Source organism: Pseudoxanthomonas sp. CCNWLY206-1 (assembly GCF_039710385.1).
Classification (GTDB): domain Bacteria; phylum Pseudomonadota; class Gammaproteobacteria; order Xanthomonadales; family Xanthomonadaceae; genus Pseudoxanthomonas_A.
Genome location: NZ_JBDKXI010000006.1, coordinates 276775 through 292735, shown reverse-complemented (window position 1 = coordinate 292735; position 15961 = coordinate 276775). Strand labels below are relative to the sequence as shown.

The 15961-nt window shown below is 60.5% G+C and carries 13 protein-coding genes; 3 read left to right on the top strand and 10 right to left on the bottom strand.

The window, feature by feature from the left end; all coding sequences use genetic code 11:
* Nucleotides 1–17: 17 nt before the first annotated feature.
* The 5 genes from AADW18_RS15295 to AADW18_RS15275 all read right to left on the bottom strand — a co-directional run bounded on the left by AADW18_RS15295 (nt 18) and on the right by AADW18_RS15275 (nt 6777).
* The gene (locus tag AADW18_RS15295) at nt 18–2270 is read right to left on the bottom strand and encodes a polysaccharide biosynthesis tyrosine autokinase (protein WP_337344247.1); all 2253 of its coding nucleotides are present in this window, start codon (nt 2268–2270) and stop codon (nt 18–20) included.
* Between the two features lie 118 nt (nt 2271–2388).
* Nucleotides 2389–4788, bottom strand: a complete 2400-nt coding sequence (locus tag AADW18_RS15290) for a UDP-N-acetylglucosamine 2-epimerase (protein ID WP_337344246.1) — start codon at nt 4786–4788, stop codon at nt 2389–2391.
* Between the two features lie 282 nt (nt 4789–5070).
* Complete coding sequence (locus AADW18_RS15285) at nt 5071–5505, bottom strand: low molecular weight protein-tyrosine-phosphatase (RefSeq protein WP_337344245.1); 435 nt, start codon at nt 5503–5505, stop codon at nt 5071–5073.
* Between the two features lie 335 nt (nt 5506–5840).
* Nucleotides 5841–6254, bottom strand: a complete 414-nt coding sequence (locus AADW18_RS15280) for a CBS domain-containing protein (RefSeq protein ID WP_337344244.1) — start codon at nt 6252–6254, stop codon at nt 5841–5843.
* Nucleotides 6255–6393: 139 nt separating this feature from the next.
* A complete protein-coding gene (locus AADW18_RS15275; RefSeq protein WP_337344243.1) occupies nt 6394–6777 on the bottom strand; it encodes a hypothetical protein in 384 nt (127 codons plus the stop codon).
* 554 nt (nt 6778–7331) lie between these two features.
* Here AADW18_RS15275 and AADW18_RS15270 point away from each other — a divergent pair.
* The 3 genes from AADW18_RS15270 to AADW18_RS15260 are packed head-to-tail and all read left to right on the top strand — an operon-like array spanning nt 7332 to nt 8815.
* Nucleotides 7332–8105, top strand: coding sequence for a HipA family kinase (locus AADW18_RS15270; protein ID WP_337344242.1), 774 nt, complete (start codon nt 7332–7334; stop codon nt 8103–8105).
* Entirely contained in the window at nt 8092–8484 is a 393-nt protein-coding gene (locus AADW18_RS15265) for a DUF3037 domain-containing protein (protein WP_337344241.1), read from the top strand. The genes AADW18_RS15270 and AADW18_RS15265 overlap by 14 nt, the downstream gene beginning before the upstream one ends.
* A gap of 46 nt (nt 8485–8530) precedes the next feature.
* Nucleotides 8531–8815 carry a DUF4031 domain-containing protein gene (locus AADW18_RS15260; RefSeq protein WP_337344240.1) on the top strand — a complete coding sequence of 95 codons (285 nt, stop codon included), beginning with the start codon at nt 8531–8533 and terminating at the stop codon, nt 8813–8815.
* A gap of 303 nt (nt 8816–9118) precedes the next feature.
* Here the strand turns inward: AADW18_RS15260 and AADW18_RS15255 are convergent, their stop codons facing one another.
* From AADW18_RS15255 to AADW18_RS15235, 5 genes are all read right to left on the bottom strand, one after another.
* The gene (locus AADW18_RS15255; protein WP_337344239.1) at nt 9119–9463 is read right to left on the bottom strand and encodes a hypothetical protein; all 345 of its coding nucleotides are present in this window, start codon (nt 9461–9463) and stop codon (nt 9119–9121) included.
* A 394-nt stretch (nt 9464–9857) separates the two neighbouring features.
* On the bottom strand, nt 9858–11711 hold the full coding sequence (locus AADW18_RS15250) for a M56 family metallopeptidase (RefSeq protein WP_337344238.1): 1854 nt from the start codon (nt 11709–11711) through the stop codon (nt 9858–9860).
* A 1-nt stretch (nt 11712) separates the two neighbouring features.
* Entirely contained in the window at nt 11713–12105 is a 393-nt protein-coding gene (locus AADW18_RS15245) for a BlaI/MecI/CopY family transcriptional regulator (protein ID WP_337344237.1), read from the bottom strand.
* 362 nt (nt 12106–12467) lie between these two features.
* Entirely contained in the window at nt 12468–13724 is a 1257-nt protein-coding gene (locus tag AADW18_RS15240) for a peptidoglycan-binding protein (protein WP_337344236.1), read from the bottom strand.
* A 241-nt stretch (nt 13725–13965) separates the two neighbouring features.
* Nucleotides 13966–14493 carry a hypothetical protein gene (locus AADW18_RS15235; RefSeq protein ID WP_337344235.1) on the bottom strand — a complete coding sequence of 176 codons (528 nt, stop codon included), beginning with the start codon at nt 14491–14493 and terminating at the stop codon, nt 13966–13968.
* Nucleotides 14494–15961: the final 1468 nt, after the last annotated feature.

Genomic DNA, 15961 nt, shown 5'->3' with positions numbered 1-15961 from the left:
TTTGCATTCTTGTTAGCTCACCCTAACTTCGAGTTGTTGCGGGCGGGGACGTACTCGTAATAGCTGTACGCGTACCGGCCGGCACCGCGCTTCTGCACGCCATTGAAAATGGCGCCCTTCACGCGCACGCCGTTCTGCTCCAGCCGCTGCTTGGCCAGTGCGATCTCACGCTGCTGGTTCAAGCCCCAGCGCACCACCATCAGGCAGGTTCCCACGTGGTGCCCGATGACCGCGGCGTCGGTTACCGCCAGCACAGGCGGCGTATCGATGACCACGATGTCGTAGCGCTGGCCAAGTTGATTAAGCAGGTCCGAGAACTTCGGATGCATCAGCAATTCGGAAGGATTGGGAGGCACCGAACCGCGTGATATGAACGACAGGTTGTCGGTTCCAGGGACACGGCGAATCGCGTCTTCCACACCGACCTCGCCGGATATCAGCTCGGACAAGCCACCTTCCCAGCGAACACCCATTGCCTTGTGCAGTGTGCCGCGGCGCATGTCGGCATCGATCAGCAGTACGCGTTGTCCCGCCTGGGCGATGGCCACCGCAAGGTTGGCGCAGACGAAGGTCTTGCCCACTCCCGGGCTGGGCGCGGCGATCATCAACAGATTATTTTTGGTTTTCAGGCGTGCGAAGTGCAGGCTGGTGCGCAGCGTACGCAAGGCTTCCATCGCCAGATCGGTGGGCGCCCGCAGGGCGAGCAGGTGCTGCCGTCCATCGCGGCTATAGCGGCTCTGATGCACGCTTAGCTCACGGCCCTTTTCGCTGTAGGGAATCGACGCATAGACGGGCAGGCCCAGCAATTCGATATCGATGGGATCCTCGACGCCGCGCCTGAAGGTCTGCTGCAGCAGGACGAAGGCAACCATCACGATCGCGCCCAGCAGGGTGCCGCCCGCCAGAACGGGGAGCGGTTGCGGCCATGCGGGATTGCGCATGTTGACCGCGGCCGGATCGATCACCAGTGCATTGCCCACCGCACTTGCGCGAGCGATGTCGAGTTGCTGCGCCTGGTCCAGCAGGCTGGCGTAAGTCTGATTGGTCACTTCGACATCGCGGTTCAAGCGGAACAAGCCCTGCTGGGTGTCAGGCAACTGTTTGATCCGCCCCATCAGCGCGTTCTTTTCGGCCTGGAACTGGCCTATCTGCCGCTGCAACGACTGGTACGAGGGATGCTCCGGCGTGTACCGGCTGGCAATCTCGGTCATCTGGATGCGCAGTTGCTGGATCCCTGTATCCAGCTGGATCGTCTGGTCGAGCAGCGCCTTGTTCTGCACACCGACATCCAGTGTCTGGGTACGATTCTGGAAATCCCGCAACGCGGCCTGTGCCTTCTCCAACTCATTGCGCACATTCGGCAACTGCTCGCTCACGAACTTCAGCCGCTTGGCCGCTTCGGCGGAATTGCGCGCGACGTTCTGATGCACATAAGCCTGCGTTATTTCATCCAGCACGCGTTTCGCCTTCAACGGATCCGTGTCGGCGTACGTCAAGGAGATGACGCCCGACATGCGGCCCTGTTCGGTGGCAATCACGTCACGCTTCAGGCCCGCCATGATCGTGGTGGTATCCAGGCGCTTGACATTGAAGCGCATGCCGGGATGAGCGTTAAGTTCATCCACCCGCACCTTGATGCCATTGCTGTCCACATCCTGTCCCGCGCGGCCTTGCACCAGCACGCGGCCCTCGCCATCGGACATTGTGTAACGCCCTCCCTCGCCGACATTCATCTGCAAGGGAACGTCGATGTACTCCGGCGGCACGTCCAAGCGCGCGATCTTGACGCGCTCGCCACCCCAGCCATAGCGGCTCAATCCGAACCAGGGTGAAGCCAACTCACCTGGCTTCGACGATTGATACTGGCGCGCGATGAAATCGCCGATAAGCGGAAACCGGATAGGTTCTACGGCCACGTCCAGATCGAGCTTCTCCAGCGCCTCGCCCAGCACTCGACGTGAGGTCAGCAGCTGGATCTCGGTAGCTGCCGGTGCTTCGGCTGGCGACGGCGCAGCCATCGCCGTGCTGGTGTTCAAGCCAGGCACGTTCGGCAACCTGTTCTGGACCTGGACTACCGCGTTGGCTTCGTACTTGGGCGTGGCCAGCACGATATAGGCCAGGCTGGCCAGCAGGAACAGGCCCGTTCCCAGCAGAATGGTCCGCTTGTTCTCCGAGAGCGTCGTCACCAGTGACGGCAGGTCGATGTCGTCATCATGAATCGTCGGCGTCTGACCGCGCGTGGCGGTCCTCGTTATCAGATGGGTAGCCATAGTGCTTCACCAGTCGAAGTGGGTGTAACCGCGCGCGCCTGCAATGGAAACTTGTCAGCGCTGCGGTCGAGTTGCGATAGCCGGTTCCCGCGTCCACGGTTCGGTGGATGCATCAGGGTCATAACACCCCCCGGATACCTTGCAGGCCTGGATTGAGAAGCGGGCCTGTGTCCCGCGTCGGGATCTCGGACATGTTTTTTGTGGGAAACAGGCCCGCCAATGCTTCAATGATGCGTTGGCATGCGAGGTCTTCGTCGCTCCAGTCTTCCGATTCCAGGCACATCGCTTCGTAAGCCTGCTGTTCGCTCAGCAGCGTCAGGATGCGATCGGCCATGGTGGTCGGATTCGGGCCGACCGCTTTGACATTGGCGCGATCGATGACGTCCACCTGATAAGCGCCGTTCTGTACCACCAACACCGGCTTGCCCAGCGCCGCTGCCTCGGCCTGGGTTTCGCTGTCGGCCAGGATCAGGTGCGCCGCATTCAGCAGGTAGACCCAAGCCAGGTAGTCCTGCGAATCGATGGCATGCACATTGTGGAAAATGCTCAATGGCGCCTCGGCGCTGTCGAGCGAACGGCGGATCAACTCAGCGGGGCAGGCGATATCGATTTCCGGATGCCAGGGCGCGACGCGGCGCAGCGCGCCGGCTATCGCGCCGGCGTTCTCGGACATGCATCCACGACAGGCGACCAGGAGCAACGGACTGCCCGCACGCAGGAAGGGAAACCGTCGCGCCATGTCCTGGTTCAGCACGGCATCCCGCCGCAGACGCTCCAAGGCCATGTGCAATGTCTCGACGGCGGTATCGCCGGTCACCAGCACACGATCGGCGGGAATCCCTTCGGACAACAAATCCCGTTCGGCATGTTCACTGTGGGTGACGTGCAGCGAGGCCAGGGTATGGACGATCTTCCGGCTGGCTTCGTCATGGAGATGGCTGGGAGCGGAGTCCGGATGCCCGGTATCGATACTCACCACCGGGATGTGGCGGTAGTAGGCCGCCAGGGCCGTGGCCAGCGTGGTCGATGCATCCTCCGGCACCAGCACCAGATCCGGCTGGATTTCATTCAATACGCGTTTCATCCCACCCAAGGTGGCAAAAGCAGCGTCGGCCGGATCATCGCCGGATCCCGCTTCCAATTGCACATCCGGCTGCAGATCGAACAGCCGCAGCACCTGCTCCGCGTCGTGGCTGGGCGCCGCGGTGACGCACACAGTGGAGTCGAAGCGCTCATCTTGCGAAAGCGCCTGGGCGATCGGGCCCATCTTGATGGCGTCAGGCCCAGCCGCAAGCACGCATAGCGTCCTGACCGCCGATGACGCCTCTACGATTGATATATCCGACTGGAAATCCCCTTCGGGTGCCTCTTCCATCAGCGCCTGCGATGGAACCGGTGCGATGCGTTCCAGCGCCAGCTTGCGGTCGCTGGCAACGGAACTCCATGGCATCGCCGGGCCAGCCGACGGCGAGCGCCACTGCTTCGGCTTACGCAGCCACGCCAGCAGCGCGGGCAACCACAACATGTAGGACGCCAGCACTGCCACGAAAAGTGCGGCACTCACTGTTTCGGGCGCATTGCGCAACGCATAGCCCAGCATCACCAGCACGCCACTGGCGGATACGATAGCCACCAGCGCCATGCGCGGCGGACAGCCGGCATCGACCAATAGATGATGCAGGTGCTGCCTGTCCGGCTTGAATGGCGAGCGGCCAAGCCTGATGCGCCGGTGCATCACGGCCAACGTGTCCATTACCGGCAATGCCACGCACCACAGCACGTCGACGGGCGCCATCCGGCCCACGCTGCGATGGCTTACGTAAACCAGGCTCCAGGCCAGCAGGAATCCGATCAGCGTGCTGCCCGCATCGCCCATGAATATCTTGCGCCCATCCGGCCAGCCAAGATTGACGAACAGGTAGGGCACCAGTGCGGCGAATAGAATCTGAAGCAGCAACAGCACACCGGGTGCGGACAAACCGGCGGTGTCGTAAAGCAGGACGGCGGCGATACTGACCATCGCCATGGCGGCAGCCAGACCGTCGATGCCATCGAGCATGTTGAAGGCGTTGATCAGCCCGATGACGGCAATGACGGTTACGGGAATCCCGATCAGGCCGAGGCGGAAACCGTGGATGCCGAGCAGATCGCCCAGATGATCGATATAGAAGCCGGAGACCACGATGACCATGGCTGCAGCGGCGGCTTCTATCAGCAATCGCGAGCGAACACTGGTGTCCTTGACATCGTCTACGACGCCCGCGGCGACCAGCAAGGCTCCGCCCGCCATCAGACTCATGACGAACCGGTCCAGATATCCCAGATAAGTAAGCCCGACCAATGTTCCGAAGAAAAAGCACAGGCCCCCAATCAGGGGAATACGGCCGCGATGGCGCTTACGGGCGTCTGGCTTGTCCACCAGCCCCAGACGCCGAGCCCAGGGACGCATCGAAAAAATGGCGACTAGGGTGACCGCCAGTGCGATAGCACTGGCCGCCACCAATTTGGGGTTCTCCATGCACCTTTGCCTCGGATTGTTTTACTAGTTGTTTGGAATCCGTGTGCACCTGCACGTACAACAACCACGCCCCTCAGCGGTTGAACCTCCGTGCAGCTATGCGGCTTTTCCACCGGCGTCGCGCACGCAAGCCGTCCTGTTATAACGAAGCGAATTTAGTGGAAAAAATCTGATGACGGGGTGAAGAACAGACTGCATTCTGATGAAAGGGGATTACACGCCATCATTATTACGTGCCCGGACAGCCAGACGTGAAAGTGGTGTCACGTGTTAAAAGACGAGCTAAATGCGAGGGCACCAATGCTTGATACTTTCATCGATCATCTGGTACGCGCGCTCGTACGCGGAGAGATCCCGGCCATAAGGATCCGGAATCTCCAGGTTGCCCTGCCATTTACCCAGTAGATGGATTTTTCCACGAGCGCCCGGCGCCAACTTCGATAGTGCGGCCACATGCTTTTTTTCCATGGCCAGCACGATATCGGCGTCCTCGACCAGAGGTCGGTTTACCCGATGGGAAATGTGTTTTTCCCCATTAAATCCCCGCTCCGCCAATAGCGCGGCGGCCTTCGGATCCATGGGATTTCCGTAAACGGCGGCCAATCCAGCGGACTTGATCGAGAACCCATCGCTCGGCAGCACGCCTCGAAGTATTACTTCGGCGGTCGGGCTGCGGCATAGATTTCCTACACAGACAAACAGTATGCGTTTTGACATCAGTCAATAGTAATGATTAAACCTTCTTCACCGAGAATCCACTTTACTCATCGTTGCTCTCTGTTATTACTTCACACGGCCGTCACGATGTTTTCAACGAATCGAACGGCATAATTTCACCCGGCTATCACCATAATGAACTCGCTTCTTTTTTCGTCCCCTCATTCGCTGGCGCTTCCCAAAGCCCGCGTTGCGCGGAAGGCAAGAATATCGCGCGCGGCGAGCCCCTACGCGACAATCTCCTGGTGAGTAAATGCTTGCATGGCCGTCGAATGCCATAGAAAAGGCGCCCCGCAAACACGAGGCGCCCACATGGACTCTCACCCGTTCTCCGCTCAGTGCGGCGCGGCGACACCCTTCAACAGCTTGTCCGATGCCTTCCGGTCGCCGCTGTAGGCAAAGTTCGACAGCGATACCACGCCGACCAGGCGCTTGTCACGATTGACCACCGGCATTCTGCGTAACTCAAGATCGGCCATGTTGCGGGCGACATGATCGATGTCTTCGTCGTCGTAGCAGTACTTGATGTCGGTGGACATCGCTTCCTGCACCGTGGTGTCCGGTGACTTGCCCTGGGCGACGGCGCGCACCGCGATATCGCGGTCGGTGATGATGCCTACCAACCGGTCATTGGTGCCTACGGGAAGGCTGCCGATGTCCATCTTCTCCATCAGCATCGCGGCATCGCGCAACGTATTGTTGGGCGACACGACGCATACGTCGGTCGTCATCATTTCGTGCACTTTCATCGCTTGCTCCTCGGTTCGCTTGTCCGAAAAGCCTATCCATCCGGCAATAAAAGCATGGTGAAAAAAAGCGTCGGCGGCTGTGAATAGCCCCCGACGCTTTACATGATCTTGGTTTATGTCGCGATTGCGCGACTGCCCGCTATTGCCTGGTGCGGGTACTTCCTAGCGATCCGCCCATGCGCTGCCATACCTGCTGAAGCAGCTCACGCATGACATGCCAATCCATGCGGTCCATTCTGTCGAATCGTTCGCTGTACTTGGCCTCCAACGTGCGCAGTAGCTCATCCAGCGGGATCTTGTGGTGTTGCAGATAGGCATCGTAGGCGAAAAGCAGGCTGGGCTCGTATTTCTTGAACGGCACACCGGGTTCATAGAACCCGTACTCGTGTATGTCCCTTTTCCATTGCTCCAGCTCCGCCTTGATGTCCACGACCTCGCAGCGGAAACGACCACTTGACGGGTACTGATTCAAACTGCCCATCTTCAAGACCTCCTTGGTGGGGTGGATGACGAAGATATTCATGAATACGCTGCGGGATGTAAATTCCGCATGGAGAGGAGGTTAAAAGACTGGAAAAATGCCCACCTGACCATGGCCGCGCCGGGGCCCGCGTTCATATGCTTTTTCCATCGCTCATCGACCATGCCGTACACCCCCTGAATCACGCCGCGCACTAACAAACAGCAGACACCCCCTACACCCGGCTTTCGCAGGCAACGCCTTATAAAGGCCGCGTGGGTGCCATACCTCCTTGGGTTGGCCAAGCCTGTATTCGGAAACTTCGCAAAGAAGCCTTGACCCAGGACCCACTGGAGAATCGACGCAACACCGGTTCATTGGTATTGCGAGAATTGCGGGTCAACCTCGTCTGGATCGCCTTTCGATTCTCCGCTGCGGAAAAGGGCGACACCCAGGCGGTGGTAGGTGCCGCTCCCGGGATGTGCCATCGGACTCGCGCAAAGCGGCCGATCTCCTCCCGCGATGTCCTTTCTACGCGGGTCACGGTTTCTGCTCCCCCGGCGCCCGCGATTTTTTTCGAACAAGGACGGCATGCGTCGACCGGTTATCCTGTGCGGATGCCGCTCCGAACGATATCCGCAACCCGTTATGTCACCCCGCTCCGTGAGGGCGGCTCCATGCCCGCGGTGATCGAAGCCGATGACCAAGGCATGTACGTCCTCAAGTTTCGCGGTGCCGGACAGGGACCGAAAGCGCTGATCGCCGAGTTGGTGGCTGGCGGCATCGCCCGGGCGCTGGACCTGCCTGTGCCGGAGATCGTATTGGCGGAGCTGGACGCGGACTTGGCAAGGACCGAAGGCGACCCCGAAATCCAGCATCTGATCCGGGCTAGCGCCGGCCTGAACCTGGCGTTGGATTATCTGCCGGGCGCGGTGAATTTCGATCCGGTGGCGGAGCAGCCTACGACTGATCTCGCGTCGCGAATCGTCTGGTTCGACGCCTATGTCAGCAATGTCGACCGTACAGCGCGCAACACGAACTTGTTGATGTGGCACCGGCAGCTATACCTGATTGATCACGGCGCGGCGCTTTACTTTCATCATGGATGGGATGGCCGCAGCGCCGGCGCCGACAAGCCTTTTATCCTGATCAAGGATCACGTGCTGCTGCCGTGGGCCGAGAAGCTGGCTCAAGCCGACGAGGAATTGGCGGCCAAGCTGGACCGCCGCGTTATCGCCGACATCGTGGCGCAAGTGCCGGATACCTGGCTGGAAAGTAACGACGCTTTCGCTGGGCCGGCCGAGCAACGTGATGCGTATGTCGACTATCTTGTGCTGCGCCTGGCACAGCGCCAGGCATTCGTGCAGGAGGCGATCCGTGCGCGCGCTTGATACGTACGACTATGCGGTGATCCGAGTGGTGCCCCGAGTGGAGCGGGAAGAGTTCCTCAATGTCGGCGTCATTCTGTCCTGCGAAAGGACCGGGTTTCTCGACGCCCGTATCGAACTGGACGAAGCCCGGCTGCTGGCCCTGGACCCCACGCTGGACCTGGAATCCCTGCGTCGCCACCTGGACGCCATACCCGCGATCTGCCGCGGCGGAGCCGAGGCTGGCCCGATAGGACTGCTGCCGCAGCGCGCCCGTTTCCATTGGCTCACCGCCAAGCGCAGCTCCATCATCCAGACTTCGCCGGTGCACATGGGCAAGTGCAGCGACATGCCGGCCATCCTGGAACACCTGATGGACCGCATGGTGCGGCCGCCGCGATGAGTGCGTACCGGCGCCCTACTTTCGCCCGTCGCCTGTATCGACGCGCATGAGTGTCTATGTCGATGACGCCGTGACGTTGTGGCGCGACCAGCGCTGGGCTCACTTGATGGCCGACACGCTGGATGAGCTGCACGCCTTTGCCGATCGCCTGGGCATCCCACGGCGTGCTTTCCAGAACAAGACCAGCGGCGCGCATTACGATCTTCCCGCTGATGTGCGCGAGCACGCCATCCAACTCGGCGCCATTCCCATCTCGCGTCATCGCGATCGCGATCTCGTCCGCGCCGTCATTCGCAACGCCAAAGCGCAAGGACGCGGACTGGCGCCCTGACTTCAGCGGCTTGTCGGCATGTCGAGATAGCGAGCATCGAACCGCTGCAACCGCAGCGGTTTGCCAGCCAGCGATGGTTATGTCGCCAACATCAACGAACGGAGTGTTCTCGCGTGGCGGCTCCCCACGAACTAAAGCGGGAATATTGTCCAGATAGTTCACGCGATCATCGTCGCGATAGAGCGCAATGACGGCATCCGCCAAGCATCGTCGGCGAGAGTGTGGTGGGACCGCCTCTGTGGGAGCCCGTGCATCAACGTCGCGACTTGCGTCGCTCCCACAAGGATTTCGTCCGGCATTTTCCTAGTCGCTGCTGTACCTATTGCGCCAGTCCATCGGCGATGCCGCATTGATCATGCGCTCCGCCTCCCGCCGGGCCGCTTCATCGGCAACGCGGAGACGTTCGTTCGTGACCCACTGTTGGCGGCCGCGTCCTTGCTGCTTGTTTCGCAGCGCTCGTTGCTCGCGTTGCTGTGATTTCGAGGCGCCAAGGTCTTCAGCGCCACGGATGGCGTCGTTGACGTTGCCATCGACCAGGTTGCGCACGTGGTGACCGTTACCTTGCGGCCCTATCTCTTTATCGATGGGGTGCGGCGGAGCTGGTGGTGCAGGTGGTGCCGGTGGCGCGGGAGGAACGGCGGGAAGCACAGACGGTTCCGGAGGCGGTGGAGGCATGGGAGCGGCAGGAGGTGTGGGAGGTGTTGGGGCCACTGGCTCGACTACCTGGGCCAACCTCTCAGCCTGCGCCGTCTGGGCCAGGAGGTGATGAGACGTTGCGCCGGACAACACGATCGCGGTCGTAAGTACGAGCGTACTGGCGCGAAGAGGCGAAGAGTTTCGCTGCAGCATGAGCGGTCTCCGTTAGGCATAGGAAAGGCGTGAGCGGAGGAACGCAGGTCCCCGCCGTCTGGAAGTACACGGACTTTCTTTCAGTGATCGAACTCGACCAGCCTCTACTCGCTAAAGAGGGAGCGAAGATGCATTTTCTTCGTGTGCCCGGAGGCGCACGGACCTCCCTTTACCGAGGTGGGGCATTCCCTGCTCACTGCAGTCGTTGCGCCAATCCCTTCGCGATAGCCGCATCGATCAGCCGATCAGTTTCACGTTGCGCCGCCTCACTGGCTAGGCGCTGACGCTCGCCCAGAGCTTGCTGCTGGCGGCTGAGTTCCTGCTGTTTGCTTTCAAACGCGTGTTGTTCGCGCCCGAGCTGATCCTGTTGTTTTCCCAATGCCGCGAGACGCTGTTCGATGGCGGACACTTCGGCCTCGCTGGCATCGGAGCCAGTGTTCACGCTGCGAGCGACTGCGGCGGCAAGCTGGGCAGCGAGTTCACCTTGCTGCGCCCCGATTTCGCCCTGCCGAGCACCTAACCCGCCTTGTTGCGCGCCCAGCTCACCCTGCTTCGCGCCCAGTTGGCCTTGCTCTTCACCCAGCTTCGCCACCGGCGCATGAGCCGCTTGCAAGCGGCGGAGGGTAGCCGCGTCGCGCACCACATACTTGTTGCCATCCTTTCGCACCCACAGCAACGCCTCGCCATTGCGTTGTTGCGACTTCGCGGCGCGGAGATCGCCGGTGCTACCAACAGCGTTGGTCGTAGTGCCATCGATCAGCACATACGCGTAGTCGCTATTGCTATGTGTCCAGCTGCCTCGGGTGACAAGGGGAGGCGCGGGTGGCACGGCAGGAACACCTGCCGCCACGACAGAAGGAACCGGTGGCGCCTTGGGAGGTGCGGGCGCCGCCGGTGGTGCAGGAACGATGCGGGAAGCAACCATCGTCTGCGAAGATGCCATTGCGTTGGGGGTCTCCATCGGCACCGGGACAGGTACCGGAACCGGGTTCGAAGTTGGTGCGATGGTTTGAGCCGCGTGGGCGGTAACTCGATAAGGCACCACGCCGACCAGTGCGACCGCGAGCGTCAGTGCCAATGCACTGGCGCGCAGAGGCGAAGCATTCTGCTGCAACATGAGCAGCCTCCGTTTGAGCATGAGGAAAGTCGGTGAGGCGCTGGCCAGGCCGGCGCTTGGACGAGCCGCAACACCGAGCCGCACGAGCAAGCGACCATAGTCGCCCGCGCAGTGAGGATTCCCAGCCAGCACGGCGGCATCACAGGCGGCTTCGCGGGCGAAGGCGTATTCGCGCGCGGCCAGATGCGCGAGCGGATGAAAGAAAAAGACATGCTGCGCCAACGCAGGCAGCAGACCCCACCACAGATCGCCGCGCTGCAGATGCGTCAGCTCGTGGGTGAGTGCCATGTCCAGTTCGTCGGCATCCAGCGATGGCAGTCGATGGGCAGGCAGCATCAGCACTGGGGACCAGGGGCCAATCAACTGGGGTGAGCTGATAGTGGATGACAACCTGAGTGTCGGTGCCTTGCGCATGCCATGCGCTTCCGCGGCGAGTTTCAACGCCTGCACCAATGTGGCGTCACGGCACGGCACCGACTCCCGCAGCAGGCGACGCGTCGCAAGATAGCCCACCAAAGTGCGGGTGATCATGAAGCTGAGGCCCAACAGCCACAGCAACGACAGCGCCGAAGGCCATGACCAGGCGGACGAGGGAGGGGCAACGGCGACAGACAGCGACGACGCCTGCGGCGCAGCGGGCATGACCGCTGTGGCGTTTGCAGCCGCCGTTGCTGCGAACGGCTGCAAGGGGGCAAGCATCGCCGGCATTTCGGAGTCGGCCGGAAGCAACGGCAGCGCCAACGGACTGGTCCATAACACGCCCACTACTAACTGCAGGGCGACCAGCCACCATAGCCAGCAACGTGCGGCCGCCGGCAAACGCGGCAGCAGACGGCACAACGTCCACACCACGGCCACCAATAACGTGGATTGCACGCTGGCGGCGAACAGGCGCGGGGCCAGGATTTCGCTGATGTATTCGAGCGCCATGTCAGCTCTCCTTGCGCTTGGACTGAAGCGTGGCGACCAAGGCTTCGAGTTCCGCCAGCTCGCCCTCGCTGACTTCGGTGCGTTCCGACATCCAGGCGACAAAGGGCGAAACGGAACCTTGCAGGGTTTTCTCGACGAAGCTGCCGACCGCGCTACGCATCACATCGTCTGGACGCGCGACCGGCGCATAGCGGTAGACCCCGTTTACATGACGGCGGCGCAGATAAGCTTTGGCACGCAGGCGTTCCATCATGGTCAGCACCGTGGAGCGAGCCAGGCCGCGCGATTCGGCGAACGCGGCGGCTACTTCGCCCACCGAAGCCTCCCCGTGCTCCGACAGATACTGGAGCAATGCCAGCTCCTGATCGCCGATGGTTTTTTGCGACTTGGCCATGAGAGTTCCTTGACTACACCTGTAGTCAACATGCCTCATGACTACATCTGTAGTCAACCCTGCCTGAAGTCATTCTCGGCGGTTTGCCGACGAACGGTAGGGGCGGGGTTTTCTCACCCAGTCCCTGCCGGGCGCCACCGCGTAGGTACAAACGCTGGTTATCCCGGTGTACCGCGCTGTCGTAGGAGCGGCGTCCCGCCGCGAGCTTTGCCGTCGCGACAGGGCAACAGCGAGAGCAGAGCGCTTCGGGTCCAGCTGATCTCATCTGCAAAAAGCACTGCAGAAGCGGACGGATATCGAATCGCGATTTAAATGGCGGCCTGGGCCATGACAGGCCGCAGACCGCCAAACCCTCACCGCGATCAAACCGTCATCGTTCGCCTTTGCTCGCGTTCTTGCTCCTGCTGCGGCTGGACCAGATTCTCCTGCTGCAACTGCGCAGTGCTCTTCTCGATGGGTTGCGAAACCGCCTGCGCTTTGTCGGCATAGACGCGGTGGTGGGCTGGGTCGTCCATGGCGCCCTGCACTGCGAACAAACCTGCCTGATTGGAACTCTGCACCACGTGATCGATGCGGGTCAGCCCGCTGGCGCGCGCATCGAACACCAACGTGCCGGCGGCGTTCTCCAACTCCTGGCGGTTCTTGAACGCCTGAGGGCCGAGTTGTTCCAGACCTTTCACCGCCTGCTGATACATCGCATTGTTCGGATGACGCGGTTCCGACAGCAATGGCGACTGTTCCGCTCGCTTCAACGCATCCATTGTCTGTGGTCCGACGATGCCATCGCCTTTAAGTCCATGCGCCAACTGGAACGCCAAGACTGCCTCCTTGGTGCGATCGCCGAAATCGCCGTCGGCGCGGAGCGGTTGGCCACTTCCATCGCGATAGCCGAATCGGTTGAGCGTTTCCTGCACATGGCGGACATCGTCGCCACGCGAGTCTTCGCGCAACGTTGCGCTGGCTGCGCGCGCAGGCGCTTCGGCCTGATTCCGGCCGGGCGTATCCTGGGTCTGCGTACGCTCGCCCGAGGTGGTCACCGCCTTCCAGGCATCATTGGGCGACATGCCCTTCTCGATGTTCGCCCGATAATCAGTGCGCATCTGGTTCAACGCTTCGGCCGATTGCTCCGGCGTGATGCTGGCGCGATTGGCGCCACCGTAATAGCTCCTGCCGTCCTTGTCGGGATCGCCGAAGCTGGCCCATTCCATCGCCATCGCCCGTTGCGCAGAATGCAGCGTGGCGCCCGGCTTGCCGGTGATGTAGTCGTGCACGGCGGGCCGCTTTTCGACGATCAGGTATTCGGAAAAGATCTTGTCCTGTAGTTCCGGAGTGAAACGTTCGTTCGGGTCCAGACCCAAGGCGCGCACGCCGCTGTCCATCGTTGCGGGAATGATCTGGTATTTGCCCACGGCAAATAGCCGGTCGGGATCTCGCCGCGGCAGGTGCTGCAATTCCTGTACTTGTCCCAAGGTCAATCTTGAGAAGTCGATCGGGCCGTCGCTTCCCCGGATGCGTTCCTTGCCGTCGGCGTCGACGTAGGTACCGCGGTTGTAGGCGTTGTATCCGGCAGCACCGGACTCACCACGCCTCATCAGTTCAAGCAGTGGATTTTCGCTCATTTAAAACTCCATTTTCTGTCAAGTTGGTTGGATGGTTGACCTGAAGAAACTTCATCCAGAATCTTCTTCAGCCATGGCGAACCGGCATCCGCCGTTTCGCACTACGCATCAGGCCCTTGCTTAACCTGATCCGTTTCCGGTGCCTCTTGCACCGAGAGGTACCTGCGAGCTTTTGCTCGCAAGCGCCGTACTGCAGCCCCGCCGGTTCAGGCGTTGCCGGCTTTGCCGGAACGCCATCGACTCACGGGGCGGAATCCTTGGAGAAGCTCCACTTGGAAAGTTGCAACCGCGAGTCTTCCCCCGACACATTCCAGTCCTCGACCATGCCGTAGCCGGTTGCCTCCAGGCTTTCGCCGCTGCCGTCGTGCCGGAAGCGCACCAGGCAATGACCATCGCCACTGCATGCGCTCAGCTCGGTCATCTCATCGCAGACTTTGCAGCTCGCCAGGTTTGGGTCCTGTGAACACACGGCCGCATGGTTCTCGCCAACCACATTGGCTTTGCACTGCGCATCGGGCACGGGAGTCCAGCCCTGCGCCAGCACTTGTTTGCGGAAGTCCGCATAGGCCATCCCGGCTTTCAGTTCCGCTTCCAAGGCGGCGCTAGCGGTTTGGGTCTTGGTTTCCTCCATGGGGACACTCTCCGATGCAGTGGGTTGGGTTGAAGGCGGCGCGGCCGTGGCGGCTTGGTCGGCATCTGCAGGCGCCTCGGCGCTACAGGCGGACAGTAGCAGTGCCACTAGCAGGCAGGCGATCTTTCTATGCCTCATGAACTTTCTCCTTGACGTTGTTGTTACTGCAGCTTGCTGTTCATCCTATGAGCTATCAGTACGTTTGCGGGCAGGTTGGCGCTCAAGAAAGACGCTCCAACTAGGGGACCCCCGCTTGGCGAAGCGAACCGGAATTGGATGACCAACGGATCGGCGTGCAACTCGTGGGACCGTGCCGACTGACCAACCTTCCCTGAGGATCGCTCCCGTCTTTTTTACAGCCGGCAACGCTACTTTGCCACGGGTCGATCAGGAAAACTCCTTGTGACTACACCAGCTTGGCGGGTATCAAAAACAGCCAGAGCCTCACATTTGCGCCTTGCCTTTTTGCAGACCTCTTTAACCCCTTTTTTTTCCGTCGCTCTCGCTTAGTCCACCAGAAGCGAGCAGCGAGTCCTGAGCATCCTTATACAAAATGATGACTCCATTGCTATTCCAACGTCCTATCTTGCATTTCAGTTGGCTGTCTTTCTCGCATCGAGCGAGTGAATCGGCCCGTTTCAATTTAGCAGTGCGAGACCACTTCTTTCCGGAGCGGCTCTCTTCTACTTGCCGCCACTTAAGGGATGTTTCTTCGGATTAAGCTTTTCGAATTGGAGCATGGCGGAACGTTGAAAGTGGTACGGCATTCCAAAGGCGTAGCAGAGGTTTCGATTTATTCGGCTTGAGCTGCGTAACTGCAATCGGAATAATAGACATGGCAGCCGGTATCGGAAGCCGCGCACGTTTTCATGCCTATTTGCGTCGCCTCATCTGCCGTCGCGACGCTAGCGGTGTTGTACCCCTCATCGGAATGGGAGCGCATCCCACATCACCTTGACCGTCGATAGAGTAGTAGTGCCCGGCCGGGCAGGAGTCACCTTCAGCGTAGCTCACGCCAGAAAAATCAAGCAATCCAAGTCCCAAGAAATACATCTTTCGCAAAGAAAACTTCACGCAAGCCTCGTGCCATGGGTGATCCACGTAGTGAACACGAAGCTCACCTAGTCTGGACCGGGTAGCTGCAATCGGAATAGTAGACACGGCAGTTAGTATCGGCAGCCGCGCATATCTCCATGCCTATTTGCGTCGCTTCCTCTATCGTTGCAGCCCTGGCTGTATTGAGCTTACTGCTTCCCAGGATCATCACACCGCACTGGTTGTAGTACGTCAGATCGACCCTGCAGTTATCCCCGCCCTTGGCTTGGCAATCGATCAGCGCGGCGTTCTCTGCCTCCTGCTTACTTCGCGTCCCAACAGCGGTTCCCAGGCTGCCTTTCTCTCCGTCAACCGCAATAGCCCCCCAGCGGGTTTGCCATTCAGGTGAACTGGGTTGCACAGGTTGTGAGCTACCGCCATAACCGGGGATCGGGGCACATCCCACAGCACCCTGTCCACCGATGGGGTAATAACCAGGCGGGCAATGCCCACCCTCAGCCATTACGTATCCGCTAACTACCAACAAGCTGAAAGCCAGAAATATTCTTAT

Excerpts from the sequence above, each read along its gene's own strand:
- AADW18_RS15295 (WP_337344247.1), bottom strand. The coding sequence starts at position 2,270 with ATGGCTACCCATCTGATAACGAGGACCGCCACGCGCGGTCAGACGCCG.
- AADW18_RS15290 (WP_337344246.1), bottom strand. The coding sequence starts at position 4,788 with ATGGAGAACCCCAAATTGGTGGCGGCCAGTGCTATCGCACTGGCGGTC.
- AADW18_RS15285 (WP_337344245.1), bottom strand. The coding sequence starts at position 5,505 with ATGTCAAAACGCATACTGTTTGTCTGTGTAGGAAATCTATGCCGCAGC.
- AADW18_RS15280 (WP_337344244.1), bottom strand. The coding sequence starts at position 6,254 with ATGAAAGTGCACGAAATGATGACGACCGACGTATGCGTCGTGTCGCCC.
- AADW18_RS15275 (WP_337344243.1), bottom strand. The coding sequence starts at position 6,777 with ATGAATATCTTCGTCATCCACCCCACCAAGGAGGTCTTGAAGATGGGC.
- AADW18_RS15270 (WP_337344242.1), top strand. The coding sequence starts at position 7,332 with ATGCCGCTCCGAACGATATCCGCAACCCGTTATGTCACCCCGCTCCGT.
- AADW18_RS15260 (WP_337344240.1), top strand. The coding sequence starts at position 8,531 with ATGAGTGTCTATGTCGATGACGCCGTGACGTTGTGGCGCGACCAGCGC.
- AADW18_RS15250 (WP_337344238.1), bottom strand. The coding sequence starts at position 11,711 with ATGGCGCTCGAATACATCAGCGAAATCCTGGCCCCGCGCCTGTTCGCC.
- AADW18_RS15245 (WP_337344237.1), bottom strand. The coding sequence starts at position 12,105 with ATGGCCAAGTCGCAAAAAACCATCGGCGATCAGGAGCTGGCATTGCTC.
- AADW18_RS15240 (WP_337344236.1), bottom strand. The coding sequence starts at position 13,724 with ATGAGCGAAAATCCACTGCTTGAACTGATGAGGCGTGGTGAGTCCGGT.
- AADW18_RS15235 (WP_337344235.1), bottom strand. The coding sequence starts at position 14,493 with ATGAGGCATAGAAAGATCGCCTGCCTGCTAGTGGCACTGCTACTGTCC.